A 16,350-nucleotide genomic window follows, 5' to 3' on the forward strand; every position below is an offset into this window, starting at 1 on the left:
GAGGCGGCGTCAAGGGTGGGGAGTATGACCGCGACGATGCCCAACGGGCGTTCCGAACTGTTCCGGCCGGACGGCAGCCCGGTCCGCGTTCTCGTCGTGGACGACGAGAACGCACTCGCCGATCTCCTCTCCATGGCCCTGCGCTACGAGGGGTGGGAGGTGCGCAGCGCAGGCGACGGGGCCGGAGCGCTGCGCACGGCGCGGGAGTTCCGGCCGGACGCGGTCGTGCTCGACATCATGCTGCCGGACCTGGACGGCCTCGCCGTACTGGAGCGGCTGCGCCGCGAGATCCCCGAAATACCGGTGCTGTTCCTGACCGCCAAGGACGCGGTCGAGGACCGGATCGCCGGGCTGACGGCGGGCGGCGACGACTATGTCACCAAGCCGTTCAGCCTGGAGGAGGTCGTGGCGCGGCTGCGCGGACTGCTGCGGCGTTCCGGTGCGGCAGCGGCGCGAGCGGAGTCGTCGCTCGTCGTGGGCGACCTCGTGCTGGACGAGGACAGCCATGAGGTGGAGCGGTCCGGGGAGTCGATCCATCTGACCGCGACCGAGTTCGAGCTGCTGCGTTATCTGATGCGTAATCCGCGCCGCGTGCTCAGCAAGGCGCAGATACTCGACCGGGTCTGGTCCTACGACTTCGGCGGACAGGCCAACGTCGTCGAGCTCTACATCTCGTACCTGCGCCGGAAGATCGACGCCGGCCGGCCACCGATGATCCACACCCGGCGGGGGGCCGGCTATCTGATCAAGCCCGGAGAGTGAGCGTGCGCATCCCGCCGCCGCCCGCGCAACGGCGCCGCGGCCGGATACGGCGGCGCAGGTCGTTGCGCACCCGGCTCGTCGTCTCGTCCGTCGCGCTCATCGCCGTGGTCTGCGCGGTCATCGGGAGCGTCACCACGATGACTCTGCACTCCTATCTCCACGGGCAGTTGGACGGCGACCTCCGGGGGGTCGCCGAGCGCGCCCTGCGCCCTCATCCGCCTTCCCCGGAAGGCGACCTCGGCTTCATCACCGGGCCGGGACAGCCGCCGGGCACGCTCGGCGCGCGGCTGGCCGGCGGCGAGGTCACCTCGGCCGCGCGCAGCACCGAACAGGGCGAGGCGGTGAGGCTGACCGCCGAGCAGACCGCGGCCATCGAGTCGGCGACCGCCGACGGCACGCCGCACACCGTCGACATCCCGGGGGCCGGCAGCTACCGCCTGAAGGCCGTGCCGGACCGGGAGGTGGCCGGCGGCAGCATCGTCGTCGGGCTGCCCGCGCGGGGTGTCCAGGACACGGTCGACACCCTGATCGTGGCCGAGGTGTGCGTGGCCGCGGCGGCCCTGGCCGCGGCCGGACTGGCGGGCACGGTGATGATCAGGATCGCGCTGCGTCCGCTGCACCGGGTGGCGGCGACCGCGACCCGGGTGTCCGAACTCCGCCTGGACCGCGGGGAAGTGGCGCTCCTCGAGCGGGTTCCGGAGCAGGACACCGACGTACGGACGGAGGTCGGACAGGTCGGAGCCGCGCTCAACCGGATGCTGGGGCACGTCGGTTCGGCGCTCGCCGCACGGCAGGTGAGCGAGACACAGGTGCGGCAGTTCGTCGCGGACGCCAGCCATGAGCTGCGTACGCCCCTGGCCTCGATCCGCGGTTATGCCGAGCTGACCCGGCGAGGACGTGAGGAGACCGGACCCGACACCCGGTACTCCCTCGGCCGCATCGAATCCGAGGCGGCCCGGATGACCACCCTGGTCGAGGATCTGCTGCTGCTCGCCCGGCTCGACGCCGGCCGGCCGCTCGGCCTGGCCGAGACCGATCTGTCCCCGCTGGTGGTGGACGCCGTCAGCGACGCGCGAGCGGCGGGGCCGGATCACCGCTGGAGGCTCGAACTCCCGGACGAACCCGCGCTCGTACGCGGTGATCCCGAGCGGCTCCACCAGGTGCTGGTCAACCTGCTGGCCAACGCCCGTACGCACACTCCGGCCGGAACGACGGTGACCGCTCGCGTACGGCCGCCCGGTCGCGGTCCGGACGGCGGCGGGATGCTGCTGGAGATCGACGACGACGGGCCCGGCATCCCGGCCGGGTTGCTGCCGCACGTCTTCGAACGCTTCGCGCGCGGGGACGTCTCACGCGCGCGTGCGGCGGGAAGTACGGGTCTGGGGCTGGCCATCGTGCAGGCCGTGGTGAGCGCTCATGGCGGGCGCGTTGCGGTGCGGAGCGCGCCGGGTCGTACGGTCTTCGCGGTGCACCTTCCCGCTGCCCACGCGCGCGTGCCCCAGCCGCAGGGATCTCCGCACGGTCCTTCGCAGGAGCTTTCGCGACGGCCTTCGCAAGGATCTCCGCACGCATCTCCGCACGCATCTCCGCAGGGTCCTCCGCGGGGATTTCCACAGGGACGTTCTCAGGGGCCTCCGCAGGGATTTCCTCAGGGACTTTCGCCGAGGCCTGAGCAGGTGCAGCACTCACAGGCGGGGCACAGGCCGATCACACAGCCGTGACAGCGCGCCCGGCGAGTGTCACCTGCATGCCAACAGAGATGCCACCACTGGGCACCCTGCCCGCCCGCAAGCACCTGCCGGCCGTTCAGCGTCCGGGCGCCCCGCACGACGGGCCGGTGCTCGATGTCGTCATCCCCGTCCACAACGAGCAGGCCGACCTCGAGCCCTGCGTCCGCCGCCTCCACAGCCACCTGACCCGCACCTTCCCGTACGGCTTCCGCATCACCATCGCCGACAACGCGAGCACCGACCGTACGCCCGAGGTGGCGGCGCGGCTCGACGACCGCATCGACGAAGTCATCGCTGTGCGGCTGGAGCAGAAGGGGCGCGGGCGGGCGCTGCGCACGGTCTGGTCGATGTCCCCGGCGCCGGTCCTGGCCTATATGGACGTGGATCTGTCCACGGACCTCAACGCTCTGCTTCCGCTCGTCGCCCCGCTGATCTCCGGCCACTCCGACCTCGCGATCGGCTCGCGGCTGGCGCGCAGTTCGCGGGTTGTCCGCGGCCCGAAGCGGGAGTTCATCTCGCGCAGCTACAACCTGATCCTGCGGAGGAGCCTGGCGACGCGCTTCAGCGACGCCCAGTGCGGGTTCAAGGCCATACGGCAGGACGTCGCGGAGCTGCTGCTGCCGATGGTCGAGGACACCGGGTGGTTCTTCGACACCGAGATGCTGGTGCTCGCCGAGCGCGCGGGGCTGCGCATCCACGAGGTGCCGGTCGACTGGGTGGACGACCCGGACAGCCGGGTCGACATCGTCGAGACGGCCGTCGACGACCTCAAAGGCGTCTGGCGCGTGGGGCGTGCGCTCGGTACGGGCGCGCTCCCCCTGGCGCGTCTGCGCCGTCCCTTCGGGGACGATCCGCGCGACCGCGAACTGGGCGACGTTCCCCAGGGGCTGGCCCGCCAGCTCGTCGGCTTCTGTACGGTCGGCGCCCTGAGCACGCTGGTCTATATCGCGCTCTACTCACTGCTGCGGCTGGGCGCCGGGCCGCAGATCGCCAACGCGGTCGCGCTGTTGCTGTCGGCCGTCGCCAACACGGCGGCCAACCGCAGGCTGACCTTCGGCGTACGGGGCCCCGAGCGGGTCGTTCGGCACCAGGCCCAGGGCATGCTGGTCTTCGCCATCGGTCTTGCCCTGACCAGCGGTTCCCTGGCAGCCCTCGATCTTGCCGGCGGCGGCAGCCCGTCGCATGCCACGGAACTGTCCGTACTGATCGCCGCGAATCTGGCCGCGACAGTGCTGCGCTTCCTGTTGCTGCGGGCCTGGGTCTTCCCGGCCCTGCGTGCCGACCCGGACGGCCGGGCCGAGCCGAGGCCGGAGCGGGTCCGCGCGATGACCGCTGCTCCGGCACAGTCCGGGTCGACTTCCGGTACCGGTCGAGCTGTTGTCGATGACGCCCGGACTCCCCCGGCCCTGCACTTCGCAGACCTTCACGACCATGACCACGGCCATGACCGCGACCACACCCCGAGGATCGACCGATGACCGCGCCCCAGCAGGACCCGCACCACCCGCGCCACCCGCCCCACCCGCACCCAGGCAACGGACGAAGCGGCACGCCCGCGCCGGGCGCCCCAGCGGATATCCCGGCGGCGCCCGCGTACGCCCCTCCCCCGCACCCCCCGACCGCGCTCCCCCCGGCAGGGGAGAGCCGGATGCCCGCCCCGGCCGGCGCGCCCCCGCCGCCTCGTTCCGCCGGGCCTGCCCCGGGCGGGCGGGGAGACGGGAGGCGAGCGGGGCGGGGACCCGGTCCGGGGCACCCGACGCCTGCGCAGCGAGCCTGGCGTGGCAGCCCCGAAGACCCTCGCTGGGCGCGCCTCGCGTTCCTCGCACTGCTGGCCGGGACCGCACTGCTGTACCTCTGGAACCTCAGCTCCTCCGGCTACGCCAACTCCTTCTATTCGGCGGCCGTCCAGGCCGGCAGCGAGAGCTGGAAGGCCCTGTTCTTCGGATCGTCCGACGCCGCCAACTCCATCACCGTCGACAAACCGCCGGCCGCGCTCTGGCCCATGGCCCTGTCCGTACGGCTCTTCGGTCTGAGCTCCTGGTCGATCCTGGTGCCCGAAGCGCTGATGGGCGTCGCGACGGTCTGGGTGCTCCACGTGGCCGTACGGCGCCGGTTCGGCCCAGCGGCCGGGCTGATCGCGGGCATCGTGTTCGCGCTGACGCCCGTCGCCGCGCTGATGTTCCGATTCAACAACCCTGATGCGCTGCTCGCGCTTCTGATGACCGTCACGGTCGCCTGCGTGCTGCGGGCTCTCGAGGACGCTGGGACGAAATGGCTGGTCCTGGCCGGTGTCGCGGTCGGCTTCGCGTTCCTCACGAAGACGCTGCAGGCCTTTCTGATCCTGCCGCCGCTCGCTCTGCTGTACGCCGTGTGTGCGCCGACGTCCGTACGGAAGCGGCTCGGTCAACTCGCTCTCGCCGGGCTCACGGTGGTCGTCGCGGGCGGCTGGTGGGTTGCCCTCGTCGAGCTGTGGCCCGCCTCCTCCCGCCCGTACATCGGAGGCTCGCAGAGCAACAGCTTCCTGGAGCTCACCTTCGGCTACAACGGCCTCGGCCGGATCAACGGCAACGAGACCGGCAGCGTCGGCGGGGACGGCGGTCCCGGCGGCGGGGGACGGTGGGGCGAGTCGGGTATCGGGCGGATGTTCGCCGAATCGACCGGCGGCCAGATCTCCTGGCTACTCCCGGCCGCTCTGATCCTGCTCGCCGCCGGACTTGCTCTGACCTGGCGTACGGAGCGCACGGACACGCGCCGCGCGGCTTTCCTCGCCTGGGGCGGTTCGCTGCTGATGACGCTGGTCGTCTTCAGCTTCATGGCCGGGATCTTCCACGAGTACTACACCGTCGCGCTCGCGCCCTACGGCGCCGCGCTGGCCGGTATGGGCGCCGTGACCCTGTGGGAGCGGCGTGGGAGCTCCGCCGCCTCCGCGATGCTGGGCGGCACGGTCGCGGTCACCGCGGTCTGGGCGTACGTCCTGCTCGGGCGGAGTGCGGACTGGCTGCCGTGGTTGCGCTGGGCGGTGCTCGGCGCCGGACTGGCGGCGGGCGCCGGGCTGTTGCTCGCGGGCCGTATGAGCCGGAAACTCGCTCTGTGGGTGGCCGGACTGGGCCTCGCGGCTTCGCTGGCCGGTCCGCTCGCGTACACATTGAGCACGGTCGACAGCCCGCACACCGGGTCGATCGTGACCGCGGGTCCGAGGGTCGCGGGCGGCATGGGAGGACCGGGTGGGGCGGGCGGGCCGGGCGGCGCCGGCCGCGGTGGCGGGCCGGGCGACGGAATGCAGCCGCCGGGGCAGCAGAACCGGAACCCCCAGAACCCCAACCCCCAGAACCCGAACCCCCAGAACCAGAACCCGCAGAACCCGAACCCGCAGAACCAGAACCCGCAGAACCAGAACCCGCAGGGCAACTTCCCGGGCCGGAACTCCCAGGGCGGGAACGGCCCGCAGCGCGGTGGTCCCCCCGCGGGCGCACAGGGGAACCCGCCCGGCATAGGTGGTCAAGGCCGGAATCAGGCTCAGCAGGGCGGCCCCGGCGGCGAAGCCGGAGCCGGACGCGGGGGCATGGGCGGACTGCTCGACGGCGCGAAAGTCAGTGACGAGGTGGCCGCCCGGCTCCAGCGGAACTCCGGCGACTACACCTGGATCGCAGCCGCCGTCGGCTCGCAGAACGCCGCGAGCTACCAACTCGCCACCGAGGACCCGGTGATGGCCATCGGCGGCTTCAACGGCAGCGACCCGTCCCCGACCCTCGCCGGGTTCAAGGAGTACGTGGAGCAGGGCCGGATCCACTACTTCATCAGCGGCGGCCGAGCCGGCCCCGGTGGCAACGGCGATGGCGGCAGTAACAGCAGCGGCTCCATCAGCTCCTGGGTCGAGGGCAACTTCACCAAGGTCACCGTGGACGGTGTAACCCTTTACGACCTGACCCGGCCCATCAGCTGACCCGGCCCACCAGCTGGCCGGTCGACCAGCTGACCGGCCACCAACCGACCGGTTCGATCAGCGCCCGCTCCGCACCAGCAGGTCGGCCACGACGGGGCGGTGGTCCGAGGCAAGAGTCTCGGCCACCGCCGCGCCGCGCACCCGGATCCCGTCCGACACCGTCACATAGTCGATCCGCTTGACCGGCTGCTGCGCCGGATACGTCAGACCATCCCCCTTCGGCACCCCATCGGTCAGCCGCTCCCACAGCGGTGCCAACTCCGCCGCACCCGGCTCCGCGTTGAAGTCCCCGACCAGCACCTGACGCGGGCACCGGCCGCGCCGGTCGCAGTCCTCCGCCATGATGCGCCGGGTGTCGGCGACCTGCGCCTGCCGTATGGACGGTTCTGCGCGGTAGTCCAGATGTGTCGTGTAGACGTGCACCCGCACGCCGTGCACCCGTAGGACCACCTCGCCGAAGCCGGGTGCCGGTGCCGGCACCGGATCGGGGAGCTGTGTCGACAGCCGGGTGATCTCGTGGTTCTCGGCGTCGAGCACCGGGAAGCGGGACAGCAGCGCGACACCGTACTCCCGTCGCGGCTCGCCCTCCGCCGCGGGATCGAGGCTGTAGATGGGCGCGAAGTAGACCCGCATCCCCAGCGATTCGGCAAGCTCCTCGGCCAGGTCGCGCCACTCGCTGCGCCCGCCCCAGTGGACGTCGACCTCCTGAAGACCGATCACATCGGCGTCGAGCGCGCGGATCGCCTTGGCTGTGCGCGGGAGATCGAACATCTGATCGCTCCCGGCCCCCGCATGGATGTTGTACGAGGCCACTCGCAGTGGCACGTACCGATCGGCGGCATCGGCGGCATCGGCGGCATCGGCGGCATCGGCGGCATCGGCGGCATCGGCGGCATCGGCGGCATCGGCGGCACGGGCGGCATCGGCGTGGGCGGGCGGCGTCGTGACCCCTCCCAGCAGTCCGGCGGCGAGCAGCAGTCGAGCGTAACGACGGCGCAGCGGCATCCCAGGCTCCTTGGTGGCTCGGCGCCGAAGACCGTAGCGGACCCGCACACGGAGCACACGGAACACGTCGTTCTGGAGACGAGCCGGCTGGTCGGCGCGGCGGCTGTGATGCTCGGCGGACCGGTCGCCGCGATGATCCTGCGCAGGGCCGGCGGCACCCCGGGTGGAGTCCGGGGGGAGGGCAGACCGACCTGCGAAGGCGGCATAGCATCGGAGGGCCCGGGTGGACCGGAACCCGAGGGTCCGCTCGATCCTGGTCAACGGCCGGTCCCACCGGAGCGGCACGGGCCCGGAGTACGGCCTTGAGGACGACCGTGAGGAGGGGTGCGCCATGGCAGCTGCCGACCGCACGAAGGACCCGGTTCGGACCAGTGTGTGGCTGGAGGGCCGCCCGGCGCCCAGACGCAGGAGCGAACAGCCGGCCGGACTCGACCGCGACAAGATCGTCGCGGCGACCGTGCGGCTGCTCGATTCCGAGGGTCTGGCCAAGTTCTCGATGCGCCGGCTCGCCGCGGAACTCGGCGTCACCGCGATGTCGGTCTACTGGTACGTGGATACCAAGGACGACCTGCTGGAGCTCGCTCTCGACTCGGTCACCGGTGAGATCCCGCTGCCGGAGGAGAACGAGGCGGCGGACTGGCGCGACAGCCTCCGCCTACTGGCGGCGGCGTACCGGAACCTGCTGGTCACGCACCCCTGGGTGTCCCGGCTGATGGGCGAGTACCTCAACGTCGGGCCGCAGGCGATGGCCTTCGCCACCGCCGCACAACGCGTGGTGCGCGCCAGCGGTCTGACGCCAGAACAGCTGCCGGGCGCGATGGCCCTCGTCTACCAGTTCGCCTACGGCTTCGGCACCATCGAGGGTGGTTTCACGGCTCGCTGCCAGGAGGCGGGCATCAGCCAGGACGACTTCCTGCGCCGGGTGACGGGCGCGATCGAGGACCGCCCGGAGTTCGAGGAGTCGAGGGACATGGTGGGGGCCCGGGGCGACAGCACGGTCGAGGAGATGCGGACGCGGGACTTCGACATCGCACTGGACTGCGCGATCGCGGGCATCGAAGCGATGCGGGGACGTACGGCAGGGAGCTGACCGGTCCTGCGGGGCCGGGCCGGGTGGCTGGGCCGGTGGGCCATTCCTGTGGGCCGGCCTGTGCAGCAGCCCCGTGCAGCGGTCCTGCCGGGGGGAGTTCTGCCCCGTCCGGACATGCCCGGTCGGCCTGCCCGGTCAGTCCTGCCGGGTCAGTCCTGTGGGGCGAGGTGCGCGGGGAAGCCGCCGGTGGCGATCGGACCCCAGCGCTCCGGCGTGACACGGATCAGCGCCTTGGCCTGCTTGAGCATGGCGGCCCGGTACTCGTCCCAGTCCGGGTGTTCGCCCGCGATGTTGCGGTAGTACTCCACCAGCGGCTCGACGGACTCCGGCGGGTCGATCACCTCAGCCGTGCCGTCGATCTGTACCCAGGGCCCGTTCCACTCGTCGGACAGGACGATCACACTCGCCCGGGGGTCGCGCCGGGCGTTGCGCGTCTTGGCGCGCTCGGGGTAGGTCGACATCGCCAGCCGACCGGAATCATCCACTCCGCAGGTGAGCGGGGAGCCCTGGGGACGGCCGTCGACGCGGGTGGTCAGCAGGATCGCCCGGTGCCGGGGGCGTACGAACTCCAGCAGCCGGTCCAGGTCCACGGTGGTATTGGTCGCGATGTTCGGAGCCATGGCGCGAAGCCTACGACCCGGCGGCGCCCGGCCGGCCGCAGCGGGATCGCTCGCGGCGCCGGTGTCGCCGACGTGCCGCGCCAGCTGTATTGCCATGAGCGTCGTTGACCGTCGTGGGTCGTGTTCATGTGCGAGGACCTCCGGTGTGGTGGAGGTGTCCAGGCCGCCCTGGCCGGGCTCCTTTTCCCCCAGCGGCGGGGTGGCCCCCCGCCGTGGGCCAGGGGGCGCGTCTCCGCTCCACGCGCGCCCCCCGGCCCCGGCGTCTCCCAGGCCCGGAGGGCCGGGGAGGCTCAGTCACTCGCCGGGGTGGGCGAGTTCGATGTCGCAGCGGTCGACGCCGCGGCCGGTCACGGGCAGCGGGTTCGCCACCGGCGGGTAGCCGCTCACGATCAGCGTGTAGTCGCCCGTGTCCAAGTCGGTGAAGGTGTACGCACCGTCCTCACCGGTTGTGGAGGTCGCGACCACGTTTCCGGCCGCGTCGACCAGGGTCACCCGTGCGTCCGGCAGCGGACGTCGGTCGGCGCCGGCTCGTACGGTGCCCTGCACCCGGGCGCCGGACCGCAGCTCGACCTCGATCCGGGTGACACCCTGGACGCCGACCTCGACGGGAAGCGCCAGCGGGCGGAAGCCCGGTGCGTTCACCGCCACCGTGACAGTGCCGGGCACCAGCTCGTCGAAGCCGAACTCGCCGTTGCCACCGGTCTTTCCCGTGGCGATGACCTCACCGCGCACATCGGTGACGACGACCATCGCCGCGGAGACCGGCAGGCCGCCGGTGGCGTCGCGCACGGTGCCCGCGAGCCCGCTCGTACCGGACAGCAGCACGTCGTGGGCGAGTGGCTCGTCGCCGACGACGACCGTGGACGCCTGCGGCTGGTGCCCGACGGCGGACGCGATCAGGACGTACGAACCCGAGCCGGGGGAGTCCAGGGCGTACGCACCGTCGGAGTGCGCCACGGAACGGCCCAGTTGACGGCCGCCCATCGAGATGAGCGTGACGGCGGCCCGCGGTACCGGACTGCTGTCGGCATTCCGTACGAAGCCGTGGATCGCGGTGCCGGACGGCGCACGGTCCCCGCCGCCCACCGAGGTCGACGCGGCGAGTTGCGGAGGGCCGGCCGCACCGGCCGGTGCGGATTCGCTCACCTGGCCGGACCCGGACGGAGCCGCGACGGCCACACCCACCGGAATGTTCTCCTGCGCCGCGACCGCGCCGGCCTCCTGCACCGTGGTGAGGGCGGGCTCCTGCTCCGCGTTCGGCGCGGGGGCCGCGGCCGGGTCCGGGGCGCTCTCGGAGGAGGCCTGCTGCAGACCGCTCCTGGTCCTCAGCGGCACCTCCTTGATGAAGAGGACCATCAGCAGGGCGACCAGTGCCGCCGGCGCCGCATAGAGAAAGATGTCACCGACGCCGTGCCCGTACGCGCTCTCGATGACCGTACGGACCGGGGCCGGCATGGCGTCCAGGTCCGGCAGCGCGCCGTGGCCACCGGCCGCGCCCGCACCGGCGGCCTTCGGGCCGAGTTCGCGCAGGCCGTCCTCGACGTAGTGGGTGATGCGGTTGCTGAGCGCCGCACCGAGCGCCGAGACGCCGACAGCGCCGCCGAGGGTGCGGAAGAAGGTGACCACCGAGCTGGCCGCGCCGAGGTCCTTCGGGGCCACCTGGTTCTGGGTGGCGAGTACCAGGTTCTGCATCATCATGCCGATGCCCAGGCCGAGGACGACCATGAAGGCCGCCATGTGCCAGTACTTGGTGTCGTACCGGACGGAGCCCAGCAGCCCGATGCCCGCCGTCACCAGCACACCGCCCCCGACCAGCCAGGCCTTCCAGCGGCCGGTCCTGGTGATGACCTGCCCCGAGATCGTGGAGGAGACGAACAGGCCGGCGATCATGGGGATGGTCATGACACCGGACATCGTCGGCGACTCGTCCCGGGCCAGCTGGAAGTACTGGCTGAGGAAAACGGTCGCGCCGAACATCGCGACGCCCACGAAGAGGCTGGCGAAGGAGGCGAGAGTGATCGTCCTGTTGCGGAAGAGCCGCAGTGGCATGATCGGCTCGCTCGCCCTGGACTCGACGAGGATGAAGATCGCCCCGAGGACGACCGAACCACCGACCATGGCGTACGTCTGCCAGGAGATCCAGTCGTACCTGTCACCGGCCAGGGTCACCCAGACCAGCAGCAGCGAAACCGCGGCCGTGATGAAGAAGGCGCCGGACCAGTCGACCTTCACATCCCGCTTCACGACGGGGAGTTTGAGGGTCTTCTGCAGAACCACCAGCGCGATGAGCGCGAACGGCACGCCGACGTAGAAGCACCAGCGCCAGCCCAGCCACTCGGCGTCGGTGATGATCCCGCCGATGAGCGGACCGCCGACGGTCGCGACGGCGAACGTCGCGCCGAGGTAGCCGCTGTAGCGGCCGCGCTCCCGCGGGGAGATCATCGCCGCCATGATGATCTGGGCCAGTGCCGCCAGGCCGCCGACGCCGATGCCCTGGACCACGCGGCACGCGATCAGCATCGAGGTGCTCTGCGACAGACCCGCGACGACCGAGCCGATGACGTAGATCACCAGCGATATCTGCACCAGCGTCTTCTTGCTGGTGAGGTCGGCGAGCTTGCCCCACAGGGGGGTGGAGGCGGTGGTCGCGAGCAGGGCCGCCGTGACGACCCAGGTGTAGGCGCTCTGGCCCCCGTCGAGGTCCTTGATGATCTCCGGCAGTGCGTTGGAGACGATCGTCGACGACAGGATTGCGACGAACATGCCGAGCAGCAGCCCGGACAGCGCCTCCATGATCTGCCGATGGCTCATGGGCGCGGCGTGCCCGGCGTGCGCGCCGGTGCCTGCGTCTTCCCGCACACCGGCTGGTGTGGTCGTTGTCATTCTGTTCCTTGTCTTCACGCGGGTGTACGGGTGGTGGAGTCGATGGTGTTTCCCTGTTGCTGTCCCAGGCGCTGAGGCGGTTCCTGTCCCTGGGCCTGTCCCGGACCTTGTCCCTGGCCGTCTCCGTGTCCGTGGCCGTCTCCGTGTCCCGGAGCGTGGACCGTGCCTCGCGACCGGCAGTCGCCGAAGCTGTCGCGCAGCCGGGCCAGCAGGGTGTTCAGCTGTCCGACCTCCTCGTCGGACCAGTCCCCGAGCGCCCCGGCGAGCCTCGCCACGTAACGGTCGGAGATCTCGCGCAGGAGCCGCTCGCCGCTGGGATTCAGACGGAGCAGCCGCGATCGCTTGTCCAGCGGGTCGGGCAGCCGGTCGATCCAGCCGCGTTCGACGGCGTGTGCGACATGCCTGCTGGTCACCGACATGTCGATCGCGAGCAGTTCGGCGAGCCGGCTCATCCGCATCTCGCCGTGGCGGTGCAGCAGGGTCAGTACGGCCGTGGAACCCGCCGGGCACTCATGGGGCAGCGTGCGCGCGAGATCGCGCTTGACGGCGCCGAAGTCGCTGAGCTGCCGGGCCAGTTCCTCGTACCGACTCTGCTCAGTCATGGGCACTCCCCCGGGCGTCAAGTTGCTTAGGGCAACCATAGAAAAGAATGGTTGCTGAAGGCAAATGAATCGGGGGTCTGCGGAGCAAAGGAAGCGAAAAGGCTCCGTTCGCCACAGGTCAAGAGAGCCCGGTGCGCGTCGGCCGGGCGAACGGATACGGCGGGGCGCGGCCCCAGGGGTTGGGGCGGACCCGCTGGTTCGCTAGGGTCCTGCCCCATGACGAACAACCCTCACGTCCCCCAGGGCAACCACGACCCGGCCGGCAGCACTCAGATGTTCCGCGCCTTCGTCGACGAGGGCGGGCCGCAGCGTCGGGCAGCCCCCGCAGCGTCGGCCGGCCCCCGCCCCGGCCTGATCGTCGCGGTGATTGCCGTCGTCGCGATCATCGGTGCGGTGGCCTGGCTCGCCCTGGGCTGATCCGCCGCAGGGAGTGGTCCGCGGCCCACCGGACCGCAGTCACCTCCAGTGGACGTCGACGTCCTGTGTCTCGATGTGCATGCCCAGCGGGACCCGCCAGGCATCCACGCATACGGTCCAGGTCTTCTTCTGACGCGTACCGCCGTCGATCGGAGCGGGCAGCTCCCGCGTCGAACCGATGGTCGCCCAGTCGGTGCCGAGCGCGCCGATGATGTGGATGCCGAAGGTGACGGTGCCGGAAGTGACCGGTCTGTCCCCGGTGTTGCGCAACTCCAGGGTCACCTTCTCGCACCAGCGCTTGTCGGTGGCCGTGCGCTCCGGGGCACCGGTGGACAGCGAGGCCGGGGTCTGCGGCTTCGGGGTGGGCGGGGCAGGGTCGGCGGGGCCGTCGTCGTGATCCCCCGGGCGGCCGGAGCCGCCGCCGGCTGCGGCTCCGCTTCCGGACCCGCTTCCGCTTCCGCTGCCGGTGGTGCCACCGGCGCCGGGGGAGCCGTCGTCGGCTCCGCCGCCCGGGCCCGTGCCCGGTCGGCCGCCGGGACGTCCGCCCTTGCCGTCGCCACCGCGCTCGCCCCCGCCGCCATCGCCCCGCGGCGTATCGCCCGGCCCTGACGTACCGGCGGTACGCTCCCCGCCGTCCCTGGCCGCGGCCCGGTCCCCACCACCGGGCGCGTGGCTGCCGTCCCCCCGTCCGTCGAGCGGGACCAGCGTCACATCGCCCTCGGGCGGTACGAATCTCGCCGACGCCCCATCGGAACCCGGGCCCACCGCACCGACCGCCACGTACCCGTCGTCCGCGCCGTCACCGCCGCATCCGGCGAGCAGCGCCGCCAGGCACAGCGCGGCCGCCGAGGAGGCGATCGCCCTGTCCCGGCGGCCGTGGAGCGGCAGGCCTCGCGTCATCCGTCGCATGGGGCACAGTTTGTCTGACGAAGCGTCAGCTGTGAAGCGGACGGTCGTGGGTCAGTCCGAGATGAGCCCTTCCCGGAGCTGGGCGAGGGTGCGGGTGAGCAGCCGCGAGACGTGCATCTGCGAGATGCCCACCTCCTCACCGATCTGGGACTGTGTCATGTTGGCGAAGAACCGGAGCATGATGATCTGCCGTTCGCGGGGCGGGAGTTTGGCCAGCAGCGGCTTCAGCGACTCGCGGTACTCCACCCCCTCCAGGGCCGAGTCCTCGTAGCCGAGCCGGTCCGCGAGCGATCCCTCACCGCCATCGTCCTCGGGCGACGGGGAGTCCAGCGAACTCGCGGTGTAGGCGTTGCCCACCGCGAGTCCGTCGACGACGTCCTCCTCCGACACCCCGAGACACACGGCGAGTTCGGGCACCGTCGGCGACCTGTCCAGCTTCTGCGCGAGTTCGTCGCTCGCCTTGGTCAGCGCGAGACGGAGCTCCTGGAGCCGGCGCGGTACCCGGACCGACCAGCTGGTGTCGCGGAAGAAGCGCTTGATCTCGCCGACGACGGTCGGCATCGCGAACGTCGGGAACTCCACGCCCCGTTCGCAGTCGAACCGGTCGATCGCCTTGATCAGGCCGATGGTGCCGACCTGGACGATGTCCTCCATAGGCTCGTTGCGGCTGCGGAACCGGGCCGCGGCGTAGCGCACCAGGGGGAGGTTCAGTTCGATGAGGGTGTCGCGGACGTAGGTGCGCTCGGCGCTGTTCCGGTCGAGGGCGGCGAGCCGCAGGAACAGGGAGCGGGAGAGGGTGCGGGTGTCGATGGTGTCACAGTTGTCGAGCACGTGCGGTGCGTCAGTGGAGAGCACCTTCGAGCTGCCCAGTTCTACGGACATGCCACCCCCTTGAGGTCGCGGACGGATCGCAGCGCGCTCTGCCTTCGAGCAACGCAACCTCCACCTGAATACCGGAGGTGAGGCTGCGGCAAACGCGGTTCCAGCAGAATGTCACATGTCGGCAACACGCTGTAGCGCCAAGTCGACATATCTGCGCTGGGTTGGTCCCTCGTTCCGGTTACGTTTCGATCCGATTTGCGGATCTCAACCGGGCGAAGCTGCGGGACAGCAGCCGGGACACATGCATCTGCGATACGCCCAGCTCAGCGCTGATCTGGGACTGCGTCAGATTGCTGTAGTAGCGCAGCAGAAGGATGCGCTGTTCGCGCTCGGGCAGCTGTACGAGCAGGTGGCGCACGAGATCGCGGTGCTCCACTCCGGCGAGTGCTGGGTCCTCGTAGCCGAGTCGGTCGAGCAGGCCCGGAAGCCCGTCACCTTCCTGGGCCGCCTCGAGCGAGGTCGCGTGGTAGGAGCGGCCGGCCTCGATGCAGGCGAGCACGTCCTCCTCGGCGATTTTCAGCCGCTCCGCGATCTCGGCGGTGCTGGGGGAGCGGCCGTGCTGCACCGTCAGGTCCTCGGTGGCTCCGTTCACCTGCACCCACAGCTCGTGCAGTCGGCGCGGCACGTGCACCGTCCGTACGTTGTCCCGGAAGTAGCGCTTGATCTCGCCGACGACGGTCGGCATCGCGAAGGTCGGGAACTGGACACCGCGCTCGGGGTCGAACCGGTCGATCGCGTTGATCAGGCCGATCGTGCCGACCTGGACCACGTCCTCCATGGGCTCGTTGCGGCTGCGGAAGCGGGCCGCGGCATAGCGCACCAGCGGGAGGTTCGCTTCGATCAGCTCGGCCCGCACACGCGTGTGCTCCGGTGTCCCCGGCTCGAGGCCGGACAACTCCTTGAAGAGCAGCTGGGTGAGCGCCCTGGTATCTGCGCCCCGGCTCTCGCGGGTCCTCCCGGCGCCCTCTTCCTGGGGCGGCGGCGCTTCGGACGCAGTACGGGCCGATGCGGTCATGCCACCCCTTCACGGTGTCTCGATCCACTGATCCGGCAAAAGCGGTCATAGCATCACAAGACATGTGCACTGTGTGCAAGCACCGTATAACGCCGTGTTGGCGGCAAGTTGGGGCATTGCGTGGGCATGCAGAAGGCCCCTCGCCCATGCGGCGAGGGGCCTCGGACCCGGACGGATCAGAACTCGTAGTCGGCGACTACCCAGGTGGCGAATTCCCGCCACTGCGCCACGCCCGCCTGGTGCGCCGGGTGCTCCAGATAGCGCTTCAGGGCGTCAGTGTCGGCGACCGCGGAGTTGATCGCGAAGTCATAGGCGATCGGGCGCTCCGAGATGTTCCAGGCGCACTCCCAGAACTCCAGCTCCGGGATCTGCGTGCCCAGCTCCTGGAAGGCCTTCACTCCGGCGACGACGCGGGGGTCGTCACGCTCGATACCGTCGTTGAGCTTGAAGAGGACAAGGTGGCGAATCATTCGGGCACTCCTCGGGACAACG

The 16,350-nt window shown here is 71.0% G+C and carries 14 protein-coding genes; 6 read left to right on the forward strand and 8 right to left on the reverse strand.

Annotated elements, in window-relative coordinates; translation table 11 throughout:
- Positions 1-24: 24 nt before the first annotated feature.
- The 4 genes from ABZW18_RS16160 (at position 25) to ABZW18_RS16175 (ending at position 6,435) form a co-directional block, all read left to right on the forward strand.
- On the forward strand, positions 25-762 hold the full coding sequence (locus tag ABZW18_RS16160) for a response regulator transcription factor (protein ID WP_356187686.1): 738 nt from the start codon (positions 25-27) through the stop codon (positions 760-762).
- 44 nt (positions 763-806) lie between these two features.
- Positions 807-2,483: an ATP-binding protein gene (locus tag ABZW18_RS16165; protein WP_356187753.1), complete on the forward strand. Its 1,677-nt coding sequence runs from the start codon at positions 807-809 to the stop codon at positions 2,481-2,483.
- A 26-nt stretch (positions 2,484-2,509) separates the two neighbouring features.
- The gene (locus tag ABZW18_RS16170) at positions 2,510-3,970 is read left to right on the forward strand and encodes a bifunctional glycosyltransferase family 2/GtrA family protein (RefSeq protein WP_356187688.1); all 1,461 of its coding nucleotides are present in this window, start codon (positions 2,510-2,512) and stop codon (positions 3,968-3,970) included.
- Positions 3,971-4,140: 170 nt separating this feature from the next.
- Positions 4,141-6,435, forward strand: a complete 2,295-nt coding sequence (locus tag ABZW18_RS16175) for a glycosyltransferase family 39 protein (RefSeq protein WP_356187690.1) — start codon at positions 4,141-4,143, stop codon at positions 6,433-6,435.
- Positions 6,436-6,492: 57 nt separating this feature from the next.
- On the opposite strand, the gene ABZW18_RS16180 is transcribed toward ABZW18_RS16175, so the two are convergent.
- Positions 6,493-7,440 carry an endonuclease/exonuclease/phosphatase family protein gene (locus ABZW18_RS16180; RefSeq protein WP_356187692.1) on the reverse strand — a complete coding sequence of 316 codons (948 nt, stop codon included), beginning with the start codon at positions 7,438-7,440 and terminating at the stop codon, positions 6,493-6,495.
- Between the two features lie 331 nt (positions 7,441-7,771).
- Here ABZW18_RS16180 and ABZW18_RS16185 point away from each other — a divergent pair, with 331 nt between their 5' ends.
- Positions 7,772-8,530 carry a TetR/AcrR family transcriptional regulator C-terminal domain-containing protein gene (locus ABZW18_RS16185; RefSeq protein WP_356187755.1) on the forward strand — a complete coding sequence of 253 codons (759 nt, stop codon included), beginning with the start codon at positions 7,772-7,774 and terminating at the stop codon, positions 8,528-8,530.
- 149 nt (positions 8,531-8,679) lie between these two features.
- Here the strand turns inward: ABZW18_RS16185 and ABZW18_RS16190 are convergent, their stop codons facing one another.
- From ABZW18_RS16190 to ABZW18_RS16200, 3 genes are all read right to left on the reverse strand, one after another.
- Complete coding sequence (locus ABZW18_RS16190; protein WP_356187694.1) at positions 8,680-9,150, reverse strand: PPOX class F420-dependent oxidoreductase; 471 nt, start codon at positions 9,148-9,150, stop codon at positions 8,680-8,682.
- A 294-nt stretch (positions 9,151-9,444) separates the two neighbouring features.
- Entirely contained in the window at positions 9,445-12,033 is a 2,589-nt protein-coding gene (locus ABZW18_RS16195; protein WP_356187696.1) for an MFS transporter, read from the reverse strand.
- Between the two features lie 14 nt (positions 12,034-12,047).
- A complete protein-coding gene (locus ABZW18_RS16200) occupies positions 12,048-12,635 on the reverse strand; it encodes a MarR family transcriptional regulator (protein WP_356187698.1) in 588 nt (195 codons plus the stop codon).
- Between the two features lie 216 nt (positions 12,636-12,851).
- Between ABZW18_RS16200 and ABZW18_RS16205 the strand changes: the two genes are divergently transcribed.
- Complete coding sequence (locus ABZW18_RS16205) at positions 12,852-13,052, forward strand: hypothetical protein (protein ID WP_356187700.1); 201 nt, start codon at positions 12,852-12,854, stop codon at positions 13,050-13,052.
- 39 nt (positions 13,053-13,091) lie between these two features.
- Here the strand turns inward: ABZW18_RS16205 and ABZW18_RS16210 are convergent, their stop codons facing one another.
- The 4 genes from ABZW18_RS16210 to ABZW18_RS16225 form a co-directional block, all read right to left on the reverse strand.
- On the reverse strand, positions 13,092-13,961 hold the full coding sequence (locus tag ABZW18_RS16210; RefSeq protein ID WP_356187702.1) for a hypothetical protein: 870 nt from the start codon (positions 13,959-13,961) through the stop codon (positions 13,092-13,094).
- A 51-nt stretch (positions 13,962-14,012) separates the two neighbouring features.
- Complete coding sequence (locus tag ABZW18_RS16215) at positions 14,013-14,843, reverse strand: RNA polymerase sigma factor SigF (protein ID WP_356187704.1); 831 nt, start codon at positions 14,841-14,843, stop codon at positions 14,013-14,015.
- 178 nt (positions 14,844-15,021) lie between these two features.
- Positions 15,022-15,858, reverse strand: coding sequence for an RNA polymerase sigma factor SigF (locus ABZW18_RS16220; RefSeq protein ID WP_356187706.1), 837 nt, complete (start codon positions 15,856-15,858; stop codon positions 15,022-15,024).
- 176 nt (positions 15,859-16,034) lie between these two features.
- Positions 16,035-16,328: a Dabb family protein gene (locus ABZW18_RS16225; RefSeq protein ID WP_356187708.1), complete on the reverse strand. Its 294-nt coding sequence runs from the start codon at positions 16,326-16,328 to the stop codon at positions 16,035-16,037.
- Positions 16,329-16,350: the final 22 nt, after the last annotated feature.

This window comes from Streptomyces sp. NPDC004647 (assembly GCF_040609575.1).
Lineage (GTDB): Bacteria > Actinomycetota > Actinomycetes > Streptomycetales > Streptomycetaceae > Streptomyces.

Coding starts and splice junctions, on each gene's coding strand:
- ABZW18_RS16160 (WP_356187686.1), top strand. CDS start 25: ATGACCGCGACGATGCCCAACGGGCGTTCCGAACTGTTCCGGCCGGAC.
- ABZW18_RS16225 (WP_356187708.1), bottom strand. CDS start 16,328: ATGATTCGCCACCTTGTCCTCTTCAAGCTCAACGACGGTATCGAGCGT.
- ABZW18_RS16205 (WP_356187700.1), top strand. CDS start 12,852: ATGACGAACAACCCTCACGTCCCCCAGGGCAACCACGACCCGGCCGGC.
- ABZW18_RS16170 (WP_356187688.1), top strand. CDS start 2,510: ATGCCAACAGAGATGCCACCACTGGGCACCCTGCCCGCCCGCAAGCAC.
- ABZW18_RS16195 (WP_356187696.1), bottom strand. CDS start 12,033: ATGACAACGACCACACCAGCCGGTGTGCGGGAAGACGCAGGCACCGGC.
- ABZW18_RS16200 (WP_356187698.1), bottom strand. CDS start 12,635: ATGACTGAGCAGAGTCGGTACGAGGAACTGGCCCGGCAGCTCAGCGAC.
- ABZW18_RS16175 (WP_356187690.1), top strand. CDS start 4,141: ATGCCCGCCCCGGCCGGCGCGCCCCCGCCGCCTCGTTCCGCCGGGCCT.
- ABZW18_RS16220 (WP_356187706.1), bottom strand. CDS start 15,858: ATGACCGCATCGGCCCGTACTGCGTCCGAAGCGCCGCCGCCCCAGGAA.
- ABZW18_RS16210 (WP_356187702.1), bottom strand. CDS start 13,961: ATGCGACGGATGACGCGAGGCCTGCCGCTCCACGGCCGCCGGGACAGG.
- ABZW18_RS16215 (WP_356187704.1), bottom strand. CDS start 14,843: ATGTCCGTAGAACTGGGCAGCTCGAAGGTGCTCTCCACTGACGCACCG.
- ABZW18_RS16180 (WP_356187692.1), bottom strand. CDS start 7,440: ATGCCGCTGCGCCGTCGTTACGCTCGACTGCTGCTCGCCGCCGGACTG.
- ABZW18_RS16185 (WP_356187755.1), top strand. CDS start 7,772: ATGGCAGCTGCCGACCGCACGAAGGACCCGGTTCGGACCAGTGTGTGG.
- ABZW18_RS16190 (WP_356187694.1), bottom strand. CDS start 9,150: ATGGCTCCGAACATCGCGACCAATACCACCGTGGACCTGGACCGGCTG.